Annotated in this window: 21 protein-coding genes; 11 read left to right on the forward strand and 10 right to left on the reverse strand. The window is 46.2% G+C overall.

All coding sequences use genetic code 11. From position 1 onward, the window contains the following. Nucleotides 1–101: 101 nt before the first annotated feature. Complete coding sequence (locus tag KJB05_RS08350) at nucleotides 102–980, reverse strand: LysR family transcriptional regulator (protein WP_208444439.1); 879 nt, start codon at nucleotides 978–980, stop codon at nucleotides 102–104. Between the two features lie 103 nt (nucleotides 981–1,083). Between KJB05_RS08350 and KJB05_RS08355 the strand changes: the two genes are divergently transcribed. Together KJB05_RS08355 and KJB05_RS08360 are read left to right on the forward strand one after the other, a co-directional pair. Then, on the forward strand, nucleotides 1,084–1,371 hold the full coding sequence (locus KJB05_RS08355) for an antibiotic biosynthesis monooxygenase (protein ID WP_061008507.1): 288 nt from the start codon (nucleotides 1,084–1,086) through the stop codon (nucleotides 1,369–1,371). 11 nt (nucleotides 1,372–1,382) lie between these two features. After that, a complete protein-coding gene (locus KJB05_RS08360) occupies nucleotides 1,383–2,360 on the forward strand; it encodes a Gfo/Idh/MocA family oxidoreductase (protein ID WP_208444438.1) in 978 nt (325 codons plus the stop codon). An 84-nt stretch (nucleotides 2,361–2,444) separates the two neighbouring features. Here KJB05_RS08360 and KJB05_RS08365 read toward each other — a convergent pair whose 3' ends face one another. Beyond that, nucleotides 2,445–3,131, reverse strand: coding sequence for a DNA-3-methyladenine glycosylase I (locus KJB05_RS08365; RefSeq protein WP_208444437.1), 687 nt, complete (start codon nucleotides 3,129–3,131; stop codon nucleotides 2,445–2,447). Between the two features lie 86 nt (nucleotides 3,132–3,217). On the opposite strand from KJB05_RS08365, the gene KJB05_RS08370 reads away from it, so the two are divergent. Continuing rightward, entirely contained in the window at nucleotides 3,218–3,412 is a 195-nt protein-coding gene (locus KJB05_RS08370; RefSeq protein ID WP_005377692.1) for a hypothetical protein, read from the forward strand. Between the two features lie 85 nt (nucleotides 3,413–3,497). Here KJB05_RS08370 and KJB05_RS08375 read toward each other — a convergent pair whose 3' ends face one another. From KJB05_RS08375 to KJB05_RS08385, 3 genes are read right to left on the reverse strand one after another with little or no spacing between them, the layout of a single operon-like run. Beyond that, a complete protein-coding gene (locus tag KJB05_RS08375) occupies nucleotides 3,498–6,308 on the reverse strand; it encodes an Hsp70 family protein (protein ID WP_208444436.1) in 2,811 nt (936 codons plus the stop codon). 55 nt (nucleotides 6,309–6,363) lie between these two features. Then, nucleotides 6,364–8,328, reverse strand: coding sequence for an Hsp70 family protein (locus KJB05_RS08380; protein WP_045401831.1), 1,965 nt, complete (start codon nucleotides 8,326–8,328; stop codon nucleotides 6,364–6,366). Beyond that, nucleotides 8,328–8,960, reverse strand: a complete 633-nt coding sequence (locus KJB05_RS08385) for a DUF2760 domain-containing protein (RefSeq protein WP_005442696.1) — start codon at nucleotides 8,958–8,960, stop codon at nucleotides 8,328–8,330. Before KJB05_RS08385 ends, KJB05_RS08380 begins: the two co-directional genes overlap by 1 nt. A 286-nt stretch (nucleotides 8,961–9,246) precedes the next feature. Here KJB05_RS08385 and KJB05_RS08390 point away from each other — a divergent pair, with 286 nt between their 5' ends. Next, a complete protein-coding gene (locus KJB05_RS08390; RefSeq protein WP_208444435.1) occupies nucleotides 9,247–10,788 on the forward strand; it encodes a sensor domain-containing diguanylate cyclase in 1,542 nt (513 codons plus the stop codon). 82 nt (nucleotides 10,789–10,870) lie between these two features. Beyond that, nucleotides 10,871–11,401, forward strand: coding sequence for a 3'-5' exonuclease (locus KJB05_RS08395; protein ID WP_005442698.1), 531 nt, complete (start codon nucleotides 10,871–10,873; stop codon nucleotides 11,399–11,401). 222 nt (nucleotides 11,402–11,623) lie between these two features. Here KJB05_RS08395 and KJB05_RS08400 read toward each other — a convergent pair whose 3' ends face one another. From KJB05_RS08400 to KJB05_RS08415, 4 genes are all read right to left on the reverse strand, one after another. Continuing rightward, nucleotides 11,624–12,064: a TerB family tellurite resistance protein gene (locus KJB05_RS08400; RefSeq protein ID WP_005451837.1), complete on the reverse strand. Its 441-nt coding sequence runs from the start codon at nucleotides 12,062–12,064 to the stop codon at nucleotides 11,624–11,626. 143 nt (nucleotides 12,065–12,207) lie between these two features. Beyond that, nucleotides 12,208–14,148, reverse strand: a complete 1,941-nt coding sequence (locus tag KJB05_RS08405) for an alkaline phosphatase D family protein (RefSeq protein ID WP_208444434.1) — start codon at nucleotides 14,146–14,148, stop codon at nucleotides 12,208–12,210. A gap of 22 nt (nucleotides 14,149–14,170) precedes the next feature. Continuing rightward, nucleotides 14,171–14,521, reverse strand: coding sequence for a hypothetical protein (locus KJB05_RS08410; RefSeq protein ID WP_005442702.1), 351 nt, complete (start codon nucleotides 14,519–14,521; stop codon nucleotides 14,171–14,173). A gap of 177 nt (nucleotides 14,522–14,698) precedes the next feature. Further along, nucleotides 14,699–16,753, reverse strand: coding sequence for a M4 family metallopeptidase (locus KJB05_RS08415; protein ID WP_208444433.1), 2,055 nt, complete (start codon nucleotides 16,751–16,753; stop codon nucleotides 14,699–14,701). A 256-nt stretch (nucleotides 16,754–17,009) separates the two neighbouring features. Between KJB05_RS08415 and KJB05_RS08420 the strand changes: the two genes are divergently transcribed. The 6 genes from KJB05_RS08420 to KJB05_RS08445 all read left to right on the forward strand — a co-directional run bounded on the left by KJB05_RS08420 (nucleotide 17,010) and on the right by KJB05_RS08445 (nucleotide 24,001). Then, nucleotides 17,010–18,323, forward strand: a complete 1,314-nt coding sequence (locus KJB05_RS08420; RefSeq protein WP_020195926.1) for a MipA/OmpV family protein — start codon at nucleotides 17,010–17,012, stop codon at nucleotides 18,321–18,323. Between the two features lie 524 nt (nucleotides 18,324–18,847). Then, entirely contained in the window at nucleotides 18,848–21,295 is a 2,448-nt protein-coding gene (locus KJB05_RS08425) for a DmsA/YnfE/YnfF family dimethyl sulfoxide reductase (protein ID WP_208444432.1), read from the forward strand. Continuing rightward, nucleotides 21,295–21,924 carry a DMSO/selenate family reductase complex B subunit gene (locus tag KJB05_RS08430; RefSeq protein WP_005433785.1) on the forward strand — a complete coding sequence of 210 codons (630 nt, stop codon included), beginning with the start codon at nucleotides 21,295–21,297 and terminating at the stop codon, nucleotides 21,922–21,924. The genes KJB05_RS08425 and KJB05_RS08430 overlap by 1 nt, the downstream gene beginning before the upstream one ends. Then, nucleotides 21,924–22,775, forward strand: a complete 852-nt coding sequence (locus KJB05_RS08435; protein WP_009703242.1) for a DmsC/YnfH family molybdoenzyme membrane anchor subunit — start codon at nucleotides 21,924–21,926, stop codon at nucleotides 22,773–22,775. Before KJB05_RS08430 ends, KJB05_RS08435 begins: the two co-directional genes overlap by 1 nt. 130 nt (nucleotides 22,776–22,905) lie before the next feature. Next, the gene (locus KJB05_RS08440; protein WP_208444431.1) at nucleotides 22,906–23,517 is read left to right on the forward strand and encodes a molecular chaperone TorD family protein; all 612 of its coding nucleotides are present in this window, start codon (nucleotides 22,906–22,908) and stop codon (nucleotides 23,515–23,517) included. Beyond that, a complete protein-coding gene (locus tag KJB05_RS08445) occupies nucleotides 23,504–24,001 on the forward strand; it encodes a 4Fe-4S binding protein (RefSeq protein WP_208444430.1) in 498 nt (165 codons plus the stop codon). Before KJB05_RS08440 ends, KJB05_RS08445 begins: the two co-directional genes overlap by 14 nt. Before the next feature lie 55 nt (nucleotides 24,002–24,056). On the opposite strand, the gene KJB05_RS08450 is transcribed toward KJB05_RS08445, so the two are convergent. Continuing rightward, a complete protein-coding gene (locus KJB05_RS08450; protein ID WP_038872312.1) occupies nucleotides 24,057–24,641 on the reverse strand; it encodes an FMN-dependent NADH-azoreductase in 585 nt (194 codons plus the stop codon). Nucleotides 24,642–24,805: the final 164 nt, after the last annotated feature.

Here is a 24,805-nt window from a genome sequence, read left to right on the forward strand (position 1 = left end):
ACGGCCTGAAAAATAAAGACAATTAACGAGAAATAATATTTGTCATATCGACAATAAAAGCTGATTGAATGGCTAAATTGTCGCCGCTTTATGAGGTGGTGTTACGGATTCACATGCGAAAGAACAAAATCAACCAGGGTGCGGTTTTTAAGGGAAAGCTGTTTTGAACGGTAAAGCAGGTGGATCGGTTTTGGCTTGGGAGCATGTTGCTGAAGAATTTCTACCAAGGCACCAGATTGGATTTCCTGCTCAACTAAGATCTTTGGTTGCAGAAGAACACCAGAGCCTTTTAACGCGGCAAACTTAAGTACATCGCCATTATTAGACGTTAATCGGGTGTTGCTGTTTCCAAAGGTATTAGATGGCATGTTCACCACTTGTTGGCTTTCTCCTTGGTGATACTGAAACCCCAAACAATTATGATGTTCAAGGTCATCAAGCGATTGGATAGGGGCATGCTGCTCAAGGTAAGAGGGTGAGGCGCAGTAAGTCATGTGGTACTCACCCAATTTTCTCGCGACTAACGACGAATCGACCAACTCACCGATTCGAATAATCACGTCAGCTTCGCTTCGATATGGGTCAATCAAATTGTTATCCAACATCAGCTCAACGTTCAAATCGGGAAATTCAGCTAAGAAGTCAGCCACGATAGGAGCAATGACCTTTTTGCCATACGTGACAGGGCAGTTAACTTTTACTGTTCCGGTTGGACGGTTGATCAGCGTCTGGATTAGGTTCTCTGCGTTGGTGATGTCTTCAATAATGCGGTGGCACTCTTGATAGTAGAGCCTGCCAGCTTCGGTCAGGGACTGTTTGCGCGTGGTGCGATGAATCAGTTGTGTACCTAAGCTTTGCTCAAGAAAGCTCACGTGCTTGCCAACCATGGTCGGTGAAATATCAAAGTGGTGTGCGGCGTTACGAAAGCTGCCATGTTCGACCACGTAAGCAAAAACTTTCATGCTTGTTAATTTGTCCATTGCACACCTAGAGTTGATAAAGAATTAACTAAAGCAGAGTTTATCAATCATATGAGGTTAATTACAGTGGCGGAATGATTAAGAATGGAGAAAGAGAGCCATCATGAGCGAGACGATTTTTGTTACCGCCGAACTGAAAATGAATGCCGATAAGCCAAGACAACAAGTGGTTGAAGCCATTGAACAATTTTGCCTTGATATGCAGAGCGAGGCTGGGTGTTTGCAAGCGAATGCGACCTACGATTCGAAAGACCCACTGCGTGTGATTCTTTGGGAGCGATATGAAAGCCGCACCGCGATTGAAGCGCATTTTGCTATGCCGCACACACAAGCGTTCATTGCGGCTGAAATGGCAGAGTTAGTCCAAGCATTCGAAACCCAAGCGCAATAGGAGACGTGAAGATGAAATGGGGCATTTTAGGCACAAGCTTTATCTCAGGTGTCATGGCTGAAGCAATCCAAGGTGATGACAAGAGTGAGTTGTACGCGGTGGCTGGGCGTTCGGCACAGAACTTAAAGGCATTTGCTGAGCAATATGGCATCGAGAATACGTTCACCGATTACGATGCGTTGATTGCCGATGAGCAAGTCGACATTATTTACATCGCATTGCCAAATCACCTTCATCATGACTTTATCGTTAAGGCGGCAGAGCAGGGGAAAGCGATTCTGTGTGAAAAGTCACTGTCGGTAGATATGGAAAAAACCGAGTTGGTACTAAAAGCAGTCGAAACGCACAAGGTATTCTTTGCTGAAGGCTTAATGTACTTGCATCACCCGTTGATCAGTGAGTTGGTTTCGGTGCTTAAATCGGGAGAGATTGGTGAACTTCGCTCCATCCATACGTCTTATATTGCATCGATTGCACAGTTTGTGAATCCAGACAGTAAAGGTGCTTTGTATAACTTAGGTTGTTATCCAATGTCATTGGTGCATTTGGTGGTGAAAACCATGTTGGGTGAACAAACCTTTGAGAACCGTTCAATGACAGCGATTGGCCGAAGAGGCCATGACGGTAATATCTGTGAATCGAGCTTGATGATGCAATTTGGTGAGCAACAAACGGTGAGCGTACACACTGCCGAAGATCATGGATTGAAACACCAGTTCACCATCCTGGGTAGCAAAGGCTGTATTACGCTAGATTCAAACCCATGGCTACCAACGCAAGATAACCAGTTTAGTGTGGAAATTTACGAGACGTCGAAGCGTGAAGTGTCTGTTCCCGCGGCAGGGGATGCTTTTTACTATCAAGTGCGCAATATTCGCCAAGCGGTTGAGGAGGGGCGTACCTCGTTAGAAAACCCTTGTGCAACATGGGAAGACTCTCACCGCATTATGCAGATACTGACTGAGTGGGAATCACTGGGTTCAAAGTAAGTCTGTACTTGAACCAATGAACATAAAAACGGCGCACTAAATCCAATGATCAGTGCGCCGTTTGTATTTTGGGTTTAATCTCGGTTAAATGCGATTATCGCCGGTGCTGAACGCAATAACTTGGCTTATTTCAGACAGGCTTCTACCACTTTCTTGTTGCCATTGCACAAATGCTTTGTTGGTGGCGTCGAGCGACTTTTTAGTGTCTTTGCCACCTTCAATGATCTTGCAATTACGCAGGTAAGCCTCGACGTCGCTAGACAAGATAAAGGTATCAACGCCCATTTGGCGAAGTGTGTAAGGACCGGTATTTCCACCTAGGCGATTACCGTGTTTCTTCAAATATGCCCATAGGTCGGTGATTTTATCTTGCGGCCAATCGGCAACCATTTTGCTAAACGAGCCGTATTCGATTTTTGCTTCGTGGATCATACGAGCATTAGCAGGGATCGACATGACTTTAGTGAGATGGCGAATGATGCGTTTGTCGGTTGCTTTGGTTTCCCATTGCTCGTCTGACAGCATTAACAAGGGCTCAATCTTAAATCCGAAGAATACTTCTTCGAAGTTCGGCCACTTGTTGCGAACCACGCTCCACGAAATCCCACTTTGGAATACCTTCATCGAAAAAGCGGCCAGCCAACGGTCATCGGGAATCGCTGCCAATTCTTCTTTGCTTAGTGGATGAGACAAAAGCGCTTCAAGTTGATCTTCACCACCTTTACGCTCAGCAGCGCGCTGATAAATCGCGTCAAATTTTTCGATACTCATAAAAGAAGTTAGTCCTAGTTTATGTCGATATTTGCGAAACATACTACGCTTAAGTGGCTGAATCGTAAATTGATGGAGTGTCACAAATGAAGAAGGTCACATTAACGTTTGTCGGAGAAGGTTCGGATCGTATTGCGGAAAAATTCTATGCGTGGATGACGGACGGTGGGTTAGAAGACAGCATGATTGAGAATTTATCTGACCGTGAAATCTCAGTGGTCGGCATCAGTGATATGGATAATGAAACGCGTGACGTGGTGATCAATACGGAAATGAACTAACGAGTCGTCTTTCGTCAGCTATTAGAATCAGATAAAACAAAGCCCTTCACGAGAAGGGCTTTGTTGCGTTTATAAGCGTGAGAGCCTAGTTATTTACCAGCGTCAGACCGCTTGGCAGTGCATCACCGAAGATACGCTTCGATTCGCTCTCAGATAGCTCTTTGACTTCTTCAACCAATGATACCCAAGATTCAGGTACCTTGCTTTGCTTCAACTTAGCCAGTACCTGTTCACGGTAGTCGTCTGAGATATCGAATAGGCGGTCGCCCGTCTTACGACAAATCATTACAGCTGCAAACGCGATCATTGGCTCTTTCTGCCAGTTCTGCTCTAACAGCTTAGGCAACCACTGTTCCGCTTGTTCACGAGGAACGACGTTATGCTGACTGCCATACAAAGGCGTACGTGATGCCAAGCGCCCCATTGCCCACCAGTGTGCTTGTTCGAACTGGTTATGGTTGATGGCTTTGCTCAAGAACCACGTTGCCAATAGAACTTTGTCTTCGACTTCTAGATGCTCTAGAGAGGCAGACAAGCGAACCATCGACTCGTAACCCATGTCTTGCGCTGCTTTGGCGGATTGTGGGTTTTTCATCGCACCAGGATGTAGGTATTTCGCGATGTCCGCCAAGATGGTCTCTTGCTGCTCTTGGCTCAAGCCACCTGCGATACGACGCCAGAACACCCACCAGTCGGTCCAACCTTGATGGTTCTTAAACTGAATGTTCTGTTGGTAGAGACCCCAAACTTGCTCAATACGCCATGAGTCGGTTGGATCGCCAAACCCCGGACGCAATGCAAAGCCCGCCAAACGAAGCCAGTTTTTCTCGTGTTGTTCAGAGCGGCGGCGACGTTTACGACCTTGTGCAAAGGTATCAAACAGTTGACGTAGGGTCGTGAAATCCCACTCGTCACGTTTGCCCAGTTTCTTCTCAAGATCTTTGGCTAAGGTTTTGATCTCTTTGCTTTCCGCGCTTTTCTTATTACCGCTGTAAAGGCGAGCGATCAGCTCCTTACATTCGTTCAGTTTAGGATGAAGCTTAACTTGCTCGCTGTCGTCGGTTTGCTTGTTACGAACTTCGAACTCAAGCTCCCAACGTTTGCTGTCGTCTTCTGCGCTGACACATTCCATCTTAAGCGTGCCGACTTCAGTCAACTGACACGCAAGTTGCACTTCTACGCGCTCTTTCTGATTGGCTTGCAGTTCGGCACCTTCACCTTCAAGGGTGGTGATATAAGGAGGCAGAGGAGCAAACAAGTCCGGATCAACGTCAACCATCACACCGTTTTGAATGGCAGTGTTATTGGTTAAGGTGTCGTGTGTAGAAGTCAGCAGGTTAAAGCGAACGGGCTCACCTAGGGTAAGCGAGAAGCGACGACCACTTAAGCGGATCTCGTGTCCTTCTTCTGTCCCTTTTGCAAGCAAACAGAGCGCTTTGCCCATCTTGTTCTTTTCTTGAAGATGCAAGAAGTAAGAACGGGCTGCACCACCACCAATTTTTAGCTGTGCACCACGACGTGCTTTACCAAACGCAACAGCACCTAGTGCAACAGAGCAATCTGGATGTGGGTTATCTAATACCGTAACCGGAGCGCTGCGCCAATCGGAAAGGAGGGTAGTGACTCGCTCAGTCACAAGTTCACTGTTGAACACACCACCGTTAAGTAGCAAACCGACTGGAATGGCATTTTGTTTGTCGTCTTCAATGCCAAGAGCGGCACGAGCAACTTGTTGGTGCTGAGTTAAGAACTCGGCAACGTGTTTGCTCACTGCTGGGTCAGCAACGTATGGAAGACCAAACTCGACAACGGCGCTGCGGCGTTTGTCTGGTACTTCACTGAAATCAGAAAGCGGGAAGAAGCCATCCAAAGCGATTTGGTGCACTTCTTGTTTGCTCAGCCCAATACTCTTTGTTCCGCCAAGAAGTTTTGAGCCACTGCCTAGCATGGTGATTTTTACTTCTTCAGGTGCACTCGCTGAAAGCAGGTTTTCTTTCGCCTTGCGAGTTTGCTGAATCAACTTAGTCAGGCTTGCGGCAGTGAGCTTCTTACTTTGGTTGAAGCGGCTTTCTGCAAGGTGTGCTAATGCTAAGTCGAGGTTATCACCACCAAGCATCAAGTGTTCGCCAACACCAATACGATCAAGGGCTAGTTCATCTTGAGAAGAGAAACTTGCTTCAATCAAGCTCAAGTCGGTAGTACCACCGCCCACATCACACACCAGAATCAGCGGCAACTCTTTGAGTTCATCAGCTGCGGTTTGCTGGTGGCGTGCGTACCAGTCGTAACATACGGCTTGTGGCTCTTCGAGCAGGACGATTTTCTTTAAGCCTGCCAGCTCAGCCGCTTCAAGCGTGAGCTTACGAGCGGTTTCATCGAACGACGCTGGAACGGTCACAACCACATCTTGATCTTCTAGCCTGTTGCTAGGGTGACGGTAGTTCCATGCTTGACGAATGTGGTTGAGGTAGCTTGCGCTGGCAATGACGGGGGATACTTTATCTACGTCTTGCGCGCCAGCCCAAGGAAGAACGTCTGAACTACGATCCACTGCTTGGTGCGATAGCCAGCTTTTAGCACTGGATACCTGACGTCCTTCCACCTTAGCGCCTAATTCACGAGCCCATTCACCCACGATCACATTGCTAATGTCGCCAGATACCGGTTCGTTTTCCCAAGGAAGTGTTAGGTCAGAAGGGGAGATTTGACCAACTGCAGGGTGATAGCGGAAAGAGGGCAGCAATGGTTTACGAACCACTTCACCCGGACCAATCAGTTGGTCGATGTCGAATAGGGATACTTCGGATTGTTCAAGGTTGTCGGTGATTTCACAATACGCCACCACAGTGTTTGTGGTGCCAAGGTCAATACCAACAAGAAAACGAGGAGATGCCATACAAACCTTCGTGTATTTAAAAACGGCACCCGATTGGATGCCGTTTGATTTCTATTTATTCTTCTTCGTTTGAGTTGCTTTTCGCGTCTTCGCGCACATCGAACTCAACATGCCATTTTTGACCGTTATCAGCAGCAATGGCTTCTAAGTAAAGCGTACCAAGCTCAGTGACGCGAGAGGCTAGGGTTACCGGAACCACTTCACCTTCACGGCGGCCTTCAGATACAGGCAGCGTTACTTGGATTTCTGGAAGCTCTTCAAGCTCTTCTGGTGCCCAGTAGTCTAGGTGAGTACCTGCTAGGTCATCACGACGAACCGTTGAGCCGAAGAATTGGAAGTTAACCGGCTGACCGATGATCAAACCAAACTCTTGGCTTGGTACGTCAACGCTTGAACCTTCTTCCATACCAAATGGTGCAACACAAAGTGCTTCCATTGGAGGCGCCATGCCCGGAATCGCTGGCATCGCACTTTCGATACCCACGTAGTACGCCGAAGCAATACCACCACGGATACGAACACCTTGACCACGACGAACAGAGCCGTAGTAAGCCGCACCGCTAGCAACTGCAAGGTCTAGATCCACACCTGTTAGGCGTTTCGCCATTTCAGCATCTGCTTCAATTAGCCATTCGTTGATCGTGTCTTCTAGACGAGTTGCTAGAAGTTTCGATTTCAGAACACCACCGTTGAATAGAATTGCGGTTGGCTTGATGAAGTCAGCTGATTGGGCTGCATCCGCACCTGGCATACCAGGCATGTTAGCGAATGGATTGAAATCTTGAGCTGCTGCTTCTGCGCCATTTCCTGAAGCAGAAAGGGCGTTAGCTTGTTTAGACAAGAACGCAGCAATGTGACGAGTAATGCCAGCATCTTGTGCGTAAGGCAGACCCATTTGCGTTAGTGCACCACGGTTACGTTGAACAGGGTGGTCAGTAATCGCAACTTGAGGGAAGAAGCCGTCAACCAGTGTTTGTTGTACTTCTTCTTGAGTCAGTTCTGTTTTCAGCGTTGCGCCAAGCAGTTTAGAGCCACGGCTTGGTACTACGATTGGCACTGACTGAAGTTCGCTGTCGTTCAATAGCGCTTCTTTCGCGTCACGACATGCGTGTGTCATTGCCTGAACTTGCCATGGCTGTAGCTCTTTGCCTTCTTGCGCTAGCTTCATCTTCAAGCGGTACGCAAGTGCAAGGTCCATGTTGTCACCGCCAAGTAGGATGTGTTCACCTACCGCGATGCGGTTCAGAGTTAGGTTGCCGTCGTCTTCAGTTACTTCAACCAAAGAAAGGTCGGTTGTACCACCACCGATATCGACCACAAGCACGATGTCGCCAACTTCAACTTCATCACGCCATTTGTCGTTACTGTTGTCGATCCAGTTGTAAAGCGCAGCTTGTGGCTCTTCTAGAAGCGTTAGGTGCACAAAACCAACGTTGCGTGCTGCTTCTGCTGTTAGATCGCGAGCAGCAGGGTCAAAAGAAGCAGGAACTGTAATAGTTACGTCTTGATCAGCAAGGTTGTGATTTGGATTGGTGTGATTCCAAGCGTCTTTTAGATGCTCTAGGTAAAGCTCTGTCGCGCGAAGAGGGGATACTTTTTCCACTTCTTCTGGGCTACCTGCTGGTAGGAAGGCATCACGACGGTTCACACCAGCGTGGCAAAGCCAAGATTTCGCACTTGCAACAAGGCGAATCGGTGTTTTTGAACCTAGGTTACGTGCAATTGCACCAACTAGAGCTTTTGGCTCGCTCGACCACGGAAGAACGCGTGATTGCGGGTTCATTTCGTGCTCGTGCGGCTGGTAAAGGAAAGAGCCTAATTGGCTGCGAGTCTCTACCGTGCCCGGCGCAGTAAGTTGCGGAATAGGCATTACTTCAACGCGAGCGTCTTCGTCGTGAGTATCAACAAAAGACATGACACAGTGTGTTGTACCTAAGTCGATACCAACACTGAATTTAGGCGTCTGTTGAGTTTCAACAGACGCTTCTTGAGAATGGTTTTCTTGGTTCATGTGTTCCATTACAGCTCAACCTCAGCTGGAGCGATCACAGATGCATCGTAGTTCTCAGCCAGTTTAGGCAACGTCATTGATGTTGCTTTCCAACCTTTGTGAACTAGCGTGCCGTTGAATGGCGCGCTGCCTGTTACGTTGCCAGTTAGGCGGATTTCTTGTGGGTTGAAGCCTTCTTCAACCGTAATGCGAGTTTCTTCGTCTTCGTTACGAACGTGCGCTAGCGTCACGTAGTCGTTCAGTACTTTCTGACCGCCAGTGTGGATTACGCGAGCGGCCGCGCCTACTTCTTCATCAGAGAATGACGTTAGGTCTTCTTTTAAGAAGTCAATTAGGCGAGCTTCTTGTTGCATGATAGAAAGCAGCTGCATTGCAGAGTCCGTTGATGCTGTTGCAAGTTTTGATTCAACTTCTACAACGCGCTCTACGACTTTCTCTACTTCCACTACTTTTTCTACTTCAACGATCTTCTCAACTGGCTTCTCAACCTCGACGATTTTCTCGACCGGTTTTTCTACCACTTTCTCGACCACTTTTGATTTGCGCGATACCGCGATCAGAAGAAGCAAAACACTCGAAGCTGCCAAACCAGCATGCAGCATATCGAACGTTTGAGGAATTAGGTTCAAATCAATGTTCATGACGTTTTTTCTCTTTCTATTGATTTATTGGTGCTCAGTATTGGCTCATGTGTTTACTAAAAGGATCGTCTTTGCGACCTGCACCAAGTTTAGACATTAAAATGATGGTGGATGGTAGCATATTCAAGGCTTAAGACTGTAATAATTCGTGAATATACCGCATGATTAGCATGAAAAATCAACGATTAGACGGAGCGGCAAACGTTGTTGCTTGATGTTTACCCACATGTGGCGCAGTATTTCCATCATTATCGAAGCATTGCACGCAAAAAACGTGGAACACGAAATGACATATAGCACGGCTCAACAGAGCATTTTCAAACGATATTCTGCTTCTATTGTAGCCTTTATTACGGTCATTATCGTTACCGCTGGCATGGTTGGTGTTGCCTATAAAATTCAACAGCGTTATACCATGACCATCTTTGATACCTTGGCTGACCGCCAAGCGGAGTCTCTTAAACTTGCCGTAGAAAACGATCTTGAGTTCATCGGTGCGGGTGCGAACTTTTTTCACTCCGTTGATAAGTCTTACTGGACGCAATTTCCTTACTATGCGAAGCAAGTAGTAGGCAGCTCAGAGAGTCTGATTGCTTTACAATGGATGCAACGTGTTAAGCCGAGTGAGTTAGAAAGTTACCTCGCTAAAACACGTCAAACTTTCCCGGACTTTCAGATCTTTACCGTACCCAAGGATGGCGAGAAGACATTCGGATACATCCTTAAAGACGATGCACCTGCTTATGTGGCGACCGATATCTATCCAAGAACCGCCACCAACCTGTCTTTGCTTGGCTTTTATTCCTCACGTCTGCGTTTTGAGTTGATCTTAGATGACATCATCACTCATGACAGAGCCAACATTTCAGACAAAGTTCGTCTATTACAAGATGGCTACGACCAGTCATTAGAGAAAACCGGTTTATTGGTTTATCACCCAGTATTCAGCTTCGACAAACAAGAATTGCTTGGTGTCGTTGTTGGGGTAGTGCGCAGCACGGCTTACTTCGATCAACTGATCACAAAGACGGCAACGGAACTGGATATGTCCGTCAAGGTTGAAGATAAGGGGTTTGATGCTTACGACGATCCTCTGTTGTTTAAGAGTGAAAACTGGGACGCTCTAAACGGTAAGATCATCAGCCGTACTATTCATTTGCCAAACCGAGATTGGGTCATCGAGTTTAAACTTTCTGAATCCGTATCTGCGTGGGAGCGTTCAGTACTGTATGGTACAGGCATCGCGGGTTTGGTTATCGCCTTCTTGATTAGCTATATCGTTAATCTACAGTCACGTGAGAAGGAACGCCTTGCGGTGATGCTTGACAATAAAACGGTGGAGCTAAAGCGCATGGCAGAGTTGGATCCGTTGACCCAATTACTGAACCGACGCGTATTTAACGATAACTTACTGCACTACATTAATAGTGGCATTAAGTTCTCTCTAGTGGGCTTCGATATTGACCGTTTTAAGCTTATTAACGACAAATATGGGCACTTGGCCGGGGATGAAGCGCTATTGCACGTAACCAAGTTGGTGAACGCAAATCTACTTGATGGCGACCGCTTTTACCGCGCCGGTGGTGATGAGTTCTGCATTTTATCGCGAGTGACGGATAAAGAAGAGTTGGCCGTCTACTTAGATAAGCTGCGTGGGATAGTGGCGAGCTCTCCGTTTGACTACGAAAATACGCCAATCATTTGTTCGCTGAGCATCGGTGCTGCGGTGCACAAAGATGAAGATCCTGAGAGCTTATTCCACAAAATGGACGTGCAGCTCTACCAAAGTAAGGAAAATGGTCGAAACTCTGTATCGATCGGCGATTAATTCAGCGAGCAAATTCGAGTTTTGAGATTGGTTACGGTAGAATCTCACGCTTTCAAATTTACGTTAGGAATCAAGACAAACTATGAACCATAACCGTATCGTCTGCTTCGATTTAGAAATGTGCTGCTGGAATGAAAACGGCGTGGGTCGCACGGGCGAGATCATTGAAGTTGGTTTGGCTGAAATAGATTTGTCGAAAGGTGAAATCGTAAAGCGCGCGCAATACTACGTGAAACCAGAACACGATGAAGTATCTCTGTTCTGTGCCGAGTTAACGGGTATCACACCACGCAAGATTGAAAAGCAAGGTCGACCACTAGAAGAAGTTCTCAAATCGATGCTGAAGAACTTCGGTGGCCGCAATAAGATTTACGCATCATGGGGACGTGATGACCTTATCTTGCTTGAAGAGTGCCAACAAAAAGGCATCGATGCGCCATTTACCGAGTTCATTAACTTAGCAACCTTGTACCGCATTCAAAATCGTCTTAAAGAAAAACGTATTGGACACAGAGCGGCGCAAGAAGCCAAAGGTATCGAGTGGGAAGGTCGTCAGCATTCCGGTTATGTGGATGCATACAACTTGGCAAAACTTGCACTGACCATGCTATAAGCTTCTGTTTTCATAAATCTTTCATTGGATTTCAGTCTGCTCGTCATAAGCCAGTTCTAAATTCGTTATTAATAAATAACAACAATGTTGGCTAGACTCTTGCGGAAATGATGATGTTTGATTCGGTCAAATCCAGACTAGAGATACAAAAAACGCGCTCATGAAGCGCGTTTTTTATTGGTTCTTATTTTTGTTGAGGCTGTATTTTATTGAGGCTGCACTTTACTGAGACTGCAATTTCGCTCGGATAAAGTCGCTGTGATCGACGTAGAGTAGCTCCGCTGTTTTGCGAATTACGGCATCTTCTAATGGGTCAATTTCACCGTCAGCGTACGCCACTTCCCACATACTCTTAATCAGTTCATAGCGGGTTTCTTGTGAAAGCTCACGCAGTTGAGACGTAAAGTCATAAAGGGAAGTCGATTCACTCGATCGGTTTTGAGCCTGATTCAGTAGTGTGTCGGTCTCTTCTTCCGTCAGGGAAAGCAATTTCATGATCAAAGAGCGTTTGGTTGCTTGCTCTCTTTCATCGATTTGATGGTCTGCACCAGCCACTTCACAAAGCAAACAAGCTATCGCCATGTTGGGTGACAGCGTGTTGGATTGGCTAAGGTCCGAGCCTTCTATAAGTTGTTTAAATAATGAAGTAAGCGAATTAAACATGTTGAGCACCAAGCTGTTATCTATTTATTTAAGATGGTAATGGTTTGAGCAAATCTCAAGGTCTTGATGAAATTCGATCAAGATCTCATACGATTGAGATGACATTTTTGCTCAATACAGTATTTGACCGCCAAAAAGCGGATTTATTCCTCAACCTTTGTCGGCGGGAAATCGATTGAATCACCTTCACTCGTTAAGATACTGATATTATTTGGCTTTCCGTCTTCATCCAATCTCAGCTCGCCAATCGCACTTTGGTTCACGAGTCGATAAAAATTGTGGTTGCTTGGTGCGCGTTTAAAAATCTTCAAACGCTTACGTTTGGTAAACAAGTTCAATGGTGATCGAGGGCTATACAGCAGACGATCCATTGCATCACATGCGCTCAGAAGTTGCGCTGGAAACTGGTTCTTAATCCCACTACAAGTGATCTGATAGATGTTTGGACTATTACGGCGAAAACGCAACTTGATGTCATAGGCGAAAGAGTAGTGTACATCGCCAGAGAGAATCACGAAGTTAGTTGGGGTTTTGGTGTGAGTGAAAATACTGATCAAAGTATTCGCACTGCCCGGATGCGCCATCCAGTTTTCCGCGTCAATCAACAGCGGCTGACCAAAACTGGTCATGATGCGTTGCAGCGTCTCAATAAACTTCACACCAAACATGGGCGCAGCAGAAACGATGATCACTTTGTCTTGATGCATCAACTCTTGTTGGAATTCAATCAAGGCTTCCCAATCCATCAAGCCCGACGGTTTATTCATGCGTGATTCTGAACGCCAACGACGAGTACGTGTATCCAGTACCACCACTTTTGGAGAGGTGTGAATCGTGTAGTGCCAATCTTCAAAACGATAGAGGTACTTTATGAACTCGTCTTGAGATTCTGCAGTCAGCTCTTCAAAGTAACGGCGCGCATGCTCCATAAACGGGGCGTTGAATTTTTCTGGCGCGTTTCCCCAACCTTGGCATAGCCAGTAAGCGATCAGGCTGTTACCGATGATGCGATGTGAGAAGAGGTTCTCATTGGCTGCTTTTTCCCAGCCAACCGTTAGGTTCCAATCGTCGGTCACGTCATGGTCATCAAAGATCATGTAAGTAGGAACGTGAGCTAGCAAACGCTGGACTTTATCCAAGCCTTCTACAAACGCATCGATATGGACTTTCTCATCACGCCAATGTTGTTGCCATTTCGGCTCTAACGCTTTTCCGCCCGTCGTAAACTCTCTTTCCAATAAACGTTCACGATTGACTAGCGTCCATGGCACTGGAGACCAAACGAGCAGGTACATCGCAAACAGTTCTGCAAAACTGATGAGATGGTTTTCGCATTCACGTGAACTGAAAATAGGGGTGCCACGATGGGGGAAGAACTTGCTAAGTAAGCTGCCATCGTCCACGTAGTGGGGCAGAATGTTATCTCGGCCATAAAAGCAATCTGGGCTTTGATACAGCTCTTGCGTGTTTTTAATTGGTGCTTGCGTGAACTCTTCATCAGGCAAGCCTAGTAACTCGACCAATTGCTCAATCGCATCCAGCATTGGACCTGCTACATGATCGGCATAGATTTGGTCACCGCTCATGATGAGCATATCAGGGCGGTCTTCTATCTGCTGGCTAGCAACTTTTGTGTCAGCTTGAACTAGTGTGTCTTTACTAAAATGATGTGGGTTACGACATGAGCCATGCAGGACATAATCGGCTTTTTCACTGATTAGGAACTCCACACCTTGTGCTGAATCTGTGTCTTCACCGTAGTCAAGGTGGGGCATCAACTCGGTTAGCAAACCGGATTGGGTATGGATTTGATAGTGCAACGCTTGATGGGTAGGAAACTCACCTTGCAGCGTGAGCATGCAAACCCAAGCGCGTTTACCAACTTGTAATAGATGCTCTGGCGATACTGTTTGAGAGTAATACTGTTCCCCAGTGGTTGCATCGCTGATTTCAACCAAGCCTTCGAGAGGTTGCGTCGTCACCAACCAAATGTTCACTTCCGTTGCGGTGACTTTTCTTAAAATCGGACCGGCAACAATCAGAGGAAGAGAGGAAAGTTCGTTGGTGTTGAGCGATGTTGGCAAAGCGGTTCCTTAATATTTTGAATCAGTGTTCTGAATCTTCTTCGAGTATTTCGATAACTTGCGAGCTACTAAGTTCATGTCCCATCAGAAATAAACCTAACATAGCATCGGCTTTAGATGCACTGTCGCTGTCTTCATCGAGAATTTGCTGTAGACGAGTACGGATCAGGTCGATTTCATGATCAACAAAACCGCGACCTTCTTCTTCGCCTTGGCCATCTTCTGGTGCGTTATCGAAATGCATAAACAGCATGTCACCATCAAGAGTGGTGCTTTCCAAGCGTTCTGGTAGCCATTCTTCACCCATCACGATATCGGGGTCGCTACCTTCCGGCAAGTTGTTGATTATGGAGATGAGTTCGGATGCTTTCACGATAAACTGCGGCTTTGGTCATTGGTTTTCTATTGTATCGGCGAATCTGGCAAAAATCTAAATCTCATTGCTGAGAGAAGAGAGAATTTTGACCGTTTCGTGTTTGATTGCGTGCAGAGTAATCAACCAAAGAAAAAGAGCTCGTTTCCGAGCTCTTTGTTAAAGGGGGAGGTTGGGTTATTGGCAGCTGCCTTCAAAAGTCCATAGCCAATAGTTATCGAATGGATTCGCACCCCAGTTATCTTGTGAGGCGACAAAGTGATTGCCCCAGTATTTAACCGCCGTGCCCGCAGGGTAGTAATAGTAAGGAGACCACTCTTCTAGGTCTGCGCATTGATCTTGTGGAATTGGTTCTGGTTGTGGCGCTTCTAACTCTGCGCTCACTGCCACATAAACGTCCGATGAGCCTTGAGTGTTCGCCGCGAGCACGTAGATATCAGCTCCTTTAATACCACTGAAACCGCAATACTCGTGGTTACCTTGGTTAGTCGAAACGCAGTCGTAGTCAGAAAGTGTTGCTGGACGGTCGATTGCAACATACATGTCGACATTGCCGTAGCCATTGTAAGTTTGCACCCATACCTCATCAGCCGGAGACTGACGCAAGACAAACTGTTGTTCGCCATTCGGTGTGATTTCAACAGGTGTTGGCATATTGATCTCCAGCTCTGTCGTCCCTTGCTCTGGCTCAGGATTCGGTGTTGGCGTTGGTTGTGTATCGCCGCAGTTCATTACTTGCACCCCAACTTCTGCGAACGCTGAGGTTACTGCAGAGCCATCGTATCCTAGTTTTTGTGCTGCTTTACAAACGCCTTCCGCACCTTGTTGGAAGTTCGAGTTAGGTTGCCAGTAAAGTTGGTTGGCCGTCGCATAAGCAACAAATGCTTTCTTGATGTCCCAATTTGGGCTCATTGCCAAATGGTAGAAGGCTTTGTTGAAAATGCCTGAGCTGTGGTGCACATCGATGCCATTGTAGTATTGGTTGATATGGTCGATGGAGGAACCGTCATGGCTTGGGTTGATGAAGTAACGCATAGCTGGCGAGTATTTCATCACGTGTTCGCCCATCTTCCAGTTAAAGCTGCCATGCACATATTGGCTAAGTGCTGCAGCGGCGACATCGGAAAATGACTCATTCATTCCGCCTGACATACCGCGATATTCCAACCCAGAGTTTTGCTCGGTAAAGCCATGGCTAACCTCATGAGCAATAACGTCCCACGTTGCCAGTGGGTACATTGAGTTATTGCCGTCACCAAAGGTCATTTGGCGTCCATCCCAAAAGGCATTCCCATAGTTCGAACCGTAGTGAACACGCATAGTTAGCTTCTGACGAATAGGGCGTGCACCAATCCAATCTTGGTACATATCAAACACGCGTTGACCAAAGTAGTGCGCGTCATTCATTGGAGCGTAGGCGCCATTTACTTCTCGATAGTTATTCACGTTACAGTCAAAACGATGAACTTGGCCACCCCATTGTTGGTTGTTCATGTTGAGGGTAATGACGTTTTCACTGTCCATTTGGCAGTATTGATTAACTTGGAATCCACCAAACTTGGTGTTGGGACCAAAGTAGTAACGGCCGCTTTTGCGGTTGCCTCCCGGTCCTTCGGCTTCCAAAAACGCGATCCCATCCCATTGGTCGACGATCTCGCCTGATTTTGCGTCCACCAAAGTGATAGGGCGAGAAGGGCGGAAATTCTTAATCTGGATTGCATCGACTTTGTAAATCAATCGCGCGATTTGTTGTTCGTCTAACCAGACCATTAGCTCTGCCTGAGCGTCATCACTTGGCGAGTTTTCATCACTTGGCGAGTTTTCATTACTTGGAGATTTGCTTGCTGCGACACCTTGACGGTTGCCCATTGCGATCTCAATGGCTTGCTTGCCACTGATCATGGGTAGGGTTGAATCAATATCGCTCTCAATGCCGACAACAACATCACCATCGACAGGCTGAGCAAATCCTCGAGTAGAAAGGTCGGCTACAACGGAGTGTCCGTAAACCGGTATGCCGTAATGGAGTTGCTGTTTGCGAATCAAAATTTGATTACCGATTTCGACTCGATTGATGTCTCGATAACTCAGCTTAGTGTTCGCCGCGGAATAAGACGCTCGTTGTGTGTTAGTGAGTGCCGTAGATAGATCCGTTTGTGAATGGTCCAGAATTTGTGCTGCATGTGAAGCAAAAGCGAAGGGCGCAAGCGTTAATAAAGTGACGTTTCGCATAGTTTACCTTTTATTATGTGTATTTATTTGCATAAGGAATGCGAGTGCAGAGTAAAGATAACTAAGCGATATGTTTAAGTGCAATTAATTGAATATTTGACGTTAATTCAAAATAAATTTATAAATTGCTCAAGGTTTGTACTGTGATATGAAGGGAGACGGAGTCTTGTAGGAATTTTTACCCGATCTTAGACCAAAGTCAGATATACTCTTTTTCAATCGAGACCTTCTCAAATTACAGTGACATAGGAGAGCTATGAAACACCTAGTAGGAGCATCGTTAGTATGTTCTGGTTTATTGCTGAGCGGTTCGGCGTTGGCTGAAACAAAGCACGCGGAGCAAGAGTGGGGCATTGCGGCAATGTACCGAACGGCATCGATCCCGTTTTATACAGCCAATGATGACTCAACGGTGAGCACGTTTGTGCCAATGATGTTCTTTGAAAACGAACACCTGTACATCGACGGTATCGAAGGCGGTGTGTTCTTATTTGATGAGAGCGATTCTAACTGGCGTACCAGTGCCATCATGCGATTACGTTTTGTTGATATTCCTAAATCCATTCAAAATGCGTTTGAAGGGGATCGTGTCGATTTCGGTGGCCAAATTCGTTATAACTTCGATGAAAACTGGCGCGCTGAATTTGAAGTCATGACGGATGACGAATTTCAATTTCACTCTAACTACCGTATCGCGGCTAACTATGAATTGGGCGATTGGGAGTTAGAACCCTCTTTTACCATTCGTTATAAAGATGCCGACTTCAACAGTTCGTACTATTCATTTAAAGACTCAACGGGTGAGAAAATTGGTGCGGGCATTGATGCGAACTTAGGTATCAAAGCACGTTACCACGTAATTTCTAATCTGTATCTATTGGGTGAAACCAGCATCACTCGTCTGGATAGTGAAGCGTACAACAGTCAAATCGTAGAAGACCGTTACCAGGGTGAAGTGTTCGTCGGCTTTGGCTTCTTCAACGATAAAGGCAAAGAGCGTAAGTCAGATTTGCGTAATCGTCCGTATCTTCGAATTGCACATGGCTGGGCAACACCTTCTAACATGGGTGACATCTTTAAGTTCAATGCTGAGAAAGACGAATACAACAACCAACTGACGTCGTTCTTCTACGGGCATCCGCTGACTGACGAGCTATTTGGCTTACCTCTAGATATCTATCTAACCCCAGGTCTTGTTCACCATTGGTCGTCAGACGTGCAATCTTCTAGCACTGAATACGTGATGGCGATTAAAGCGTATTACACCTTTAATTGGCCTACGAAATGGCGTTTTGGTGTTGCAGAAGGTATGTCTTACATCGATAACATTACCTATATCGAAGGGACAGAGATGGAAGAGAAGGGCTACACACCAAGCAACTTGCTCAACTATCTCGATTTCTCATTGGATGTAAACGTCGGTGACCTGTTCAACCAAAAAGACTGGGAGAACATGTGGGTCGGCTACTCACTGCATCACCGCAGTGCAATCTTCGAGAACGCCTCTCAGTTTGGCCGTATCAAAGGCGGCAGTAACTACAATACGATCTACTTCCAGTACGATTTTTAAGCTTAGCTAAAAACAAATATGAATAAGCCTCATCTTGACATGAGGCTTATTTATTTCCTGTTAATTGGTAATTATTCTTATTTCCATTCTTCTGTATTTGTAATTGTTATCCATTCAATTTAAAAACTATTCTAATATTTAATTGAATTGACACCTCTCTGACCTATTAATATTTCATTCATATAAAACGTTGAAATGAAATATAAGATTGCATTTTGTATTTTTTAATAATTGACTGTGGTCAAGATTATCACCCCTTAAATCTACAAGGATATTAATAGTGGCGGGTGGCCATGCCTTAGTTGCTCAAGGCCTGTGCTATCTAGCTTAATTGATGGTTTTGTAGAAATGTTGCTTTGATTTGTCTTGTGTATTAATTAAAGCGAAATTAGATATTTTCAATGAATGCCTATTTTGAAAATACAATCTCTATGTCTTTTATTTCTAACGAGTGTTCTTTCCCCACTTAAAGCCATTAATTAAGCGCCACGACCAAATTCAAAAACGTAATTTAGGAAAAAACCATGAGTCAAAATGGTAAGTTTAATATTACTCGGCGTGATGCTTTAAAGGGCGGCTCTGCACTTGGCGCTTTGGCGTTAGCAGGAAACGCGCTTTCTCTCCCGTTTGCAACTAAAGCGGTTGCCAAAGAAACACCAGCAAAACCAAACGAAAAAATTGTCTGGTCGGCATGTACCGTAAACTGTGGTTCTCGTTGTCCGCTTCGTATGCACGTGGTCGACGGTGAAATTCAATGGGTAGAAACCGATAACACGGGTGATGATGTGTACAACCATAATCACCAAGTTCGCGCTTGTTTGCGTGGTCGCTCTATGCGTCGCCGTGTTTACTCGCCAGACCGTTTGAAATACCCACTTCTTCGCGTTGGTAAGCGTGGTGAAGGTAAGTTCAAACGCATCACTTGGGACGAAGCCTTTGACCTCATTGGTGATAACCTAAAACGCATTATTAAAGACCACGGTAACGATGCGGTGTACCTAAACTACGGTACAGGTACGCTTGGTGGCACAGTAACTAAGAGTTGGGATCCGAGCGCGACATTGGTTGCTCGTATGATGAACCTTTGTGGTGGTTACCTAAATCACTACGGTGACTACTCTGCAGCAAACATCGAATGTATGTCGGAGTACTTCTACGGTTCGTTCGTTGATAACAACTCAATTGACGATGTTCAAAACGCAGACCTATGTTTGATGTTTGGTAACAACCCAGCAGAAACCCGTATGTCGGGTGGTGGCCAGGTTCACAACTATGTGGATGCGAAAAACATCAGTCACACTCGCACGATTTGTATCGACCCTCGTTACACTGACACCGCAGCAGGCCGTGAAGACCAATGGATTCCTATCAAGCACGGTACAGATGCCGCTTTAATTGCAGCCATCGCCCATGTATTGATTACGGAAGACAAAGTCGATCAAGACTTCCTTGACCGTTACTGTGTGGGTTACGACCGTAAAACGCTTCCGGCATCAGCGCCAGAAAACGGCAGCTACAAAGATTACATCATGGGTACTGGCCCAGATGGCATCGAGAAAACCCCTGAGTGGGCACAGCCTATTACGGGCATTCCAGCAGATGTGATTTTGAAACTTGCACGCGAAGTTGGCGATGCTAAACGCATTTACATTACACAAGGTTGGGGCTTACAACGCTCAGCAAATGGTGAGCAAGCGTGTAAAGCGGTAATGATGTTGTCATTGCTACGTGGTCAAGTTGGCTTGCAAGGTGGTGGTACTGGTGCTCGTGAAGGTAACCACTCATACCCATTCCAACGCTTCCCGAAAGTGCCAAACCCAATCAGTGCTTCTATCCCAATGTTCCTTTGGACAGACGCGATTTACCGCGGTACGGAAATGACAGACCTGACCGATGGCATTAAAGGTGTTCAGAAGCTACAAAACAACATCAAGTTTATCTGGAACTACGCAGGTAACTGTCTGATTAACCAACACTCAGACATCAACCGCACACACGAAATTCTTCAAGATGAAAAAGCGTGTGAAATGATTGTGGTGATCGACAACCACATGACGTCGTCTGCGAAGTATGCCGATATTGTATTGCCAGACTGCACAACGTCAGAGCAATCGGATTTCTGTATGGATGGTGCGGCTGCATCAATGCCTTACTTCATCTTTGCAAGCCAAGCGATTAAACCTCGTTTCGAATGCAAACCTATCTACGACATCATGTCTGGTGTGGCGAAGCGCATGGGCGTGTTTGATGAGTTTACTGAAGGTCGCACTCAAGAAGAGTGGCTGCAATGGATGTACGCTCAGACCGTTAAACAAAACAACGATCCAAACTTGCCGTCTTACGATGAGATGAGAAAGCAGGGTATCTATAAGAAGCAATTCGACCGTCCACACGTGGCGTACGAAGACTTCCGTCGTGATCCAGAAGCGAACCCATTACCATCGCCATCGGGCAAGATTGAGATCTACTCAGAGACGTTAGCGAAGATAAACGAAGAATGGGAATTGGACGAAGATGAATCCATCAAGCCATTACCAGAATACGTTTCGACGTTTAATGGCTGGGATTCTCCTGATCGTAAAGAGTACCCACTTCAACTGACGGGTTTCCACTACAAAGCTCGTGCGCACTCTACGTACGGCAACGTCGACATCCTAAAAGCAGCGGCACCACAGGAACTTTGGATTAACCCGATTGATGCAGCGTCACGCAACATCGATAACGGTGACTTGGTTAGCGTGCGCAGCAAGTTCGGTGAAATGAACGTTCGCGTAAAAGTAACCCCACGCATCATGCCACACATCGTTGGCTTAGGTGAGGGCGCATGGTACTCACCAAATGGTAAAGGTGTTGACCAAGCGGGTTCAATCAACGTACTGACGACACAACGTCCGAGCCCGTTGGCTAAATCGAACCCGAGCCATACCAACCTCGTTGAAGTGACGCTAATTAAGAAAATGGGGGCTAAATAATGAGCACAGCGAAGCAGTATGGCTTTTACATTGATTCAAGCAAATGTACTGGCTGCAAAACATGTCAGCTCTCTTGTAAAGACAACAAAGATCTGGGTATCGATCGTAACTTCCGTCGTGTTTACGAATACGTAGGCGGCAACTGGACAGAAGAAAACGGCGCGTTCCGTCAAAACGTGTTTGCGTACTACCTATCGATTTCTTGCAACCACTGTACTAACCCTGCGTGTACCAAGGTTTGTCCATCAGGTGCAATGCACAAGCGTGAAGAAGACGGCTTTGTTGTTGTTGATGAAAGCGTGTGTATCGGCTGTAAATCTTGTCACATGGCGTGTCCTTACGGCGCACCTCAATACAGCGAAGAAAAAGGTCACATGACTAAGTGTGATGGCTGTTACGAACGTGTCGCAGAAGGCTTAATGCCAGTGTGTGTTGATAGCTGTCCATTGCGTGCGATTGAGTTTGGTCCAATTGATGAGCTACGCGCGAAATACGGTTCAAACGCGGATGTGGCACCACTGCCAGATTCTCGCATTACTAGCCCGAACCTGATCGTGAAGCTAAATCCAAATGGTCGTCCAACCAACGACCGCACTGGTTTCCTACAGAATCCAAGAGAGGTGAAATAATGTTATACGAAGCACCATTAGTTGCCTTTACGGTTCTTGCTCAAACAGCGGTTGGCGCGCACCTAACGGTTAATGCGTTCGAGAAATTCGGCAAGCCACCACGCGTGACAGAACCTCGTATGAACATCGCACGTTTCGCAATTTTGGTTGTGATGGGGTTGGGTTTCTTGTTCTCAACCACTCACTTAGGTAGCCCACTCCGTGCATTCAACGCATTAAACCGTGTTGGTAGTGCGGCGCTATCAAACGAGATCTTAACGGGTGCCAGCTTTCTGTCTCTAGCGGGTTTGTACTGGTTGCTAACGATTCTAAAAATCGGCAGCGAAGGCGTTCGTAAAATCGTGAACTGGTTGTCTATCGCGGTTGGCGTGATTTTCATGTTCGCGATGGCAAATGTTTACCAAATCGAAACGGTACCAGCATGGTACTCACCAATGACAACGGTTGCGTTTTGGTTCACGGTCGTGACTTCGGGTCTGATGTTCGGTTACACGCTGATCAACGTATTGGACGTGACGGCTGAGAAAACCAATCGTCGCCTAATGTGGGCTGGTGTAAGTCTGATTGCGCTGAACCTAGCGTTCTCAGTAATGCAGACGATTTACTTCGCAGGTATCTCAACGGCGATTCACAGTGGCTTGGATCAAATCACCATGCTGTCTGGCTATGTTGCTGGTCATGTGTTGTTGCTTGTGGTTGCTGCTGCTCTTTGGGTATTCGCTGAGTTGTTTACCGCAGAAGGTCGTCAGAAGAACTTGCTAGTTATCGTGGCATTCGTTGCATTGTTCGTTGCAGAGATTCTAGGTCGCAATGTGTTCTACGGCATGCACTTTACATCTGGTCTGTACTGATAGCCGTTATTTGTGCTGATAACCATTATTTGTACTGATAACAATTAGCAGAGTGGGGCGAGTGTTCGTCCCACCTCTATTCCGTTTCATTTAATCGAAGAATAAAAACTCCAGTCATCAAAGGTACGTCATGCAAATTTTTCAACTTGAACCACAAGATACCAGCATCGTTCTTAAGCTGTTTGGTGCACTGTTTTACTACCAACCAAAAGATTACCCAGCGGCGAATCTCGATACGTTGCTAAGCAATACTGATACACCAATTGAAGCGCTTAATGACATGCTACGCAGCTTTCAAAACGAGAGCGAAGAGGCACTGCAAATGGAGCACGATCGCATGTTTGCCGGTATTGGTGAGATGCCAGCGCCACCTTGGGGTTCGGCTTATCTAGATAAAGAAGCGGTGTTGTTTGGTGAATCAACCATTGAATATCGTTACTTCTTGCAGCGTTGTGGTTTTGCTTTGGAATCTGACCAACGTGAACCAGAAGACCAGATCGGCTTGATGCTGATGGTGTTAGGCATGTTGATTGAAACTGAACAGCAAAAACTGGCGGCTGAAATGCTGCGCGAGCACTTGATGCCGTGGTTTGGCTTTTTCAACAAGCGCTTCAAAAAAGCAGTGACTCTTGCGCCTTACTCAAAACTGTCGAACCTTACTGAAGAATTACTTCAATCCTTGAGTGAGCAATACCAAGTCGTTGTGCCAGTAAAGAGAGATTACTCGGATGCGCCAGTCTGAATCGGTTGATCTAAGCAAGCGACGCCTGTTTTCGTTCCGTCGCGCGCCAGTGGAACAAGCTCAAGAGCCTCGTGTTAAAGCGAGACCGCCTTATGCGGTGGAAGAGTCGATGTTCACTCGGCTTTGTGATGGATGCGGAAAGTGCGCTTCTGCATGTCTGAGCCAAATCATAGAAATGGTTGATGGCGTTGCCGCGTTAGACATCAGTTACTCGGCATGTGATTTATGCGGCGCGTGTAAGTCGGCGTGTCCTACATTGGCGCTTTCAAACCAAACAGAGTCTACAGGCTTGATAGCAACTATCTCGAACAGCTGCGAAAACTTATACGGTTATTGCGGCAGTTGCGAGGACAGTTGCCCTTATGATGCCTTGCAATGGCAAGATGATGTCAAACCTAAAATTGACGCTGCCAAATGCAAAGGTTGCGGACAATGCGCGCAAAGTTGCTACAACAGCATCATTAGCTTTGACTTAAAACGATAAAAAAGGGATTGGCGCGAACCAATCCCTTTTTGTTTGTACTCAATTCTATTTAATCTTACGCCAAGGTTGCCAATTGGCTTTGCGCGTCTGAAATGCCTTTTGCTGCTGCGTCTTCGCCCATGTTTAGCGCTTCTGCGTAAACAAACTCCACATCCGTGATACCAACAAAGCCCAATACTGTGCGTAGGTACGGTGTCATGCTGTCGGTTGGTGAGTCTTTATGAAGACCGCCACGGGTGGTGACTACGATTGCTTTCTTACCTTCAATCAAACCTTGAACGCCATTTTCTGTGTATTTGAATGTCACGCCTGCACGAGCAATCAAATCAATCCAGTTTTTAAGCTGAGTTGGAATCGTAAAGTTGTACATTGGTGCTGCGATAACCAAAGTATCTGCTGCTTTGATTTCTTCAATTAAGGTATCAGATAGGTCAACCACCACTTGTTGTTCTTGCGAAAGATCTTCTGTTGCACGTAGTGCTGTCGCAACTGAAAAGTCTAAAACTGGCAGTGGATTTGCAGCTAAGTCACGAACAGTTAGCTTATCTTGGTCTACATTTTTGATGAAGTCTTCAACCAGTTTGTTTGATTGAGAGTAATCGCCAAGGATGCTTGATTTAAGAGCTAGTACACGAGACATATGGATTTCCTTTAATAAGTGCTTTCGGCTATGTGATGCATTATAGGCAATGCTCAGCGACTCAAAACCCGATGGATTCGCTTAAGTTGTTCGAAAAAATTGAATGATTGCCGGATGCTGCTTTCCGTTATCTTGTTCTAGCCCTTATGTGCTACAATCCGCGC

It is taken from the genome of Vibrio sp. B1ASS3 (genome assembly GCF_905175355.1).
Classification (GTDB): Bacteria; Pseudomonadota; Gammaproteobacteria; order Enterobacterales; family Vibrionaceae; genus Vibrio; species Vibrio owensii.

What these genes read in the sequence shown, in the direction of transcription:
- KJB05_RS08350 (WP_208444439.1), bottom strand. Translation starts at nt 980, where the DNA reads ATGGACAAATTAACAAGCATGAAAGTTTTTGCTTACGTGGTCGAACAT.
- KJB05_RS08355 (WP_061008507.1), top strand. Translation starts at nt 1,084, where the DNA reads ATGAGCGAGACGATTTTTGTTACCGCCGAACTGAAAATGAATGCCGAT.
- KJB05_RS08360 (WP_208444438.1), top strand. Translation starts at nt 1,383, where the DNA reads ATGAAATGGGGCATTTTAGGCACAAGCTTTATCTCAGGTGTCATGGCT.
- KJB05_RS08365 (WP_208444437.1), bottom strand. Translation starts at nt 3,131, where the DNA reads ATGAGTATCGAAAAATTTGACGCGATTTATCAGCGCGCTGCTGAGCGT.
- KJB05_RS08370 (WP_005377692.1), top strand. Translation starts at nt 3,218, where the DNA reads ATGAAGAAGGTCACATTAACGTTTGTCGGAGAAGGTTCGGATCGTATT.
- KJB05_RS08375 (WP_208444436.1), bottom strand. Translation starts at nt 6,308, where the DNA reads ATGGCATCTCCTCGTTTTCTTGTTGGTATTGACCTTGGCACCACAAAC.
- KJB05_RS08380 (WP_045401831.1), bottom strand. Translation starts at nt 8,328, where the DNA reads ATGGAACACATGAACCAAGAAAACCATTCTCAAGAAGCGTCTGTTGAA.
- KJB05_RS08385 (WP_005442696.1), bottom strand. Translation starts at nt 8,960, where the DNA reads ATGAACATTGATTTGAACCTAATTCCTCAAACGTTCGATATGCTGCAT.
- KJB05_RS08390 (WP_208444435.1), top strand. Translation starts at nt 9,247, where the DNA reads ATGACATATAGCACGGCTCAACAGAGCATTTTCAAACGATATTCTGCT.
- KJB05_RS08395 (WP_005442698.1), top strand. Translation starts at nt 10,871, where the DNA reads ATGAACCATAACCGTATCGTCTGCTTCGATTTAGAAATGTGCTGCTGG.
- KJB05_RS08400 (WP_005451837.1), bottom strand. Translation starts at nt 12,064, where the DNA reads ATGTTTAATTCGCTTACTTCATTATTTAAACAACTTATAGAAGGCTCG.
- KJB05_RS08415 (WP_208444433.1), bottom strand. Translation starts at nt 16,753, where the DNA reads ATGCGAAACGTCACTTTATTAACGCTTGCGCCCTTCGCTTTTGCTTCA.
- KJB05_RS08420 (WP_020195926.1), top strand. Translation starts at nt 17,010, where the DNA reads ATGAAACACCTAGTAGGAGCATCGTTAGTATGTTCTGGTTTATTGCTG.
- KJB05_RS08425 (WP_208444432.1), top strand. Translation starts at nt 18,848, where the DNA reads ATGAGTCAAAATGGTAAGTTTAATATTACTCGGCGTGATGCTTTAAAG.
- KJB05_RS08430 (WP_005433785.1), top strand. Translation starts at nt 21,295, where the DNA reads ATGAGCACAGCGAAGCAGTATGGCTTTTACATTGATTCAAGCAAATGT.
- KJB05_RS08435 (WP_009703242.1), top strand. Translation starts at nt 21,924, where the DNA reads ATGTTATACGAAGCACCATTAGTTGCCTTTACGGTTCTTGCTCAAACA.
- KJB05_RS08440 (WP_208444431.1), top strand. Translation starts at nt 22,906, where the DNA reads ATGCAAATTTTTCAACTTGAACCACAAGATACCAGCATCGTTCTTAAG.
- KJB05_RS08445 (WP_208444430.1), top strand. Translation starts at nt 23,504, where the DNA reads ATGCGCCAGTCTGAATCGGTTGATCTAAGCAAGCGACGCCTGTTTTCG.
- KJB05_RS08450 (WP_038872312.1), bottom strand. Translation starts at nt 24,641, where the DNA reads ATGTCTCGTGTACTAGCTCTTAAATCAAGCATCCTTGGCGATTACTCT.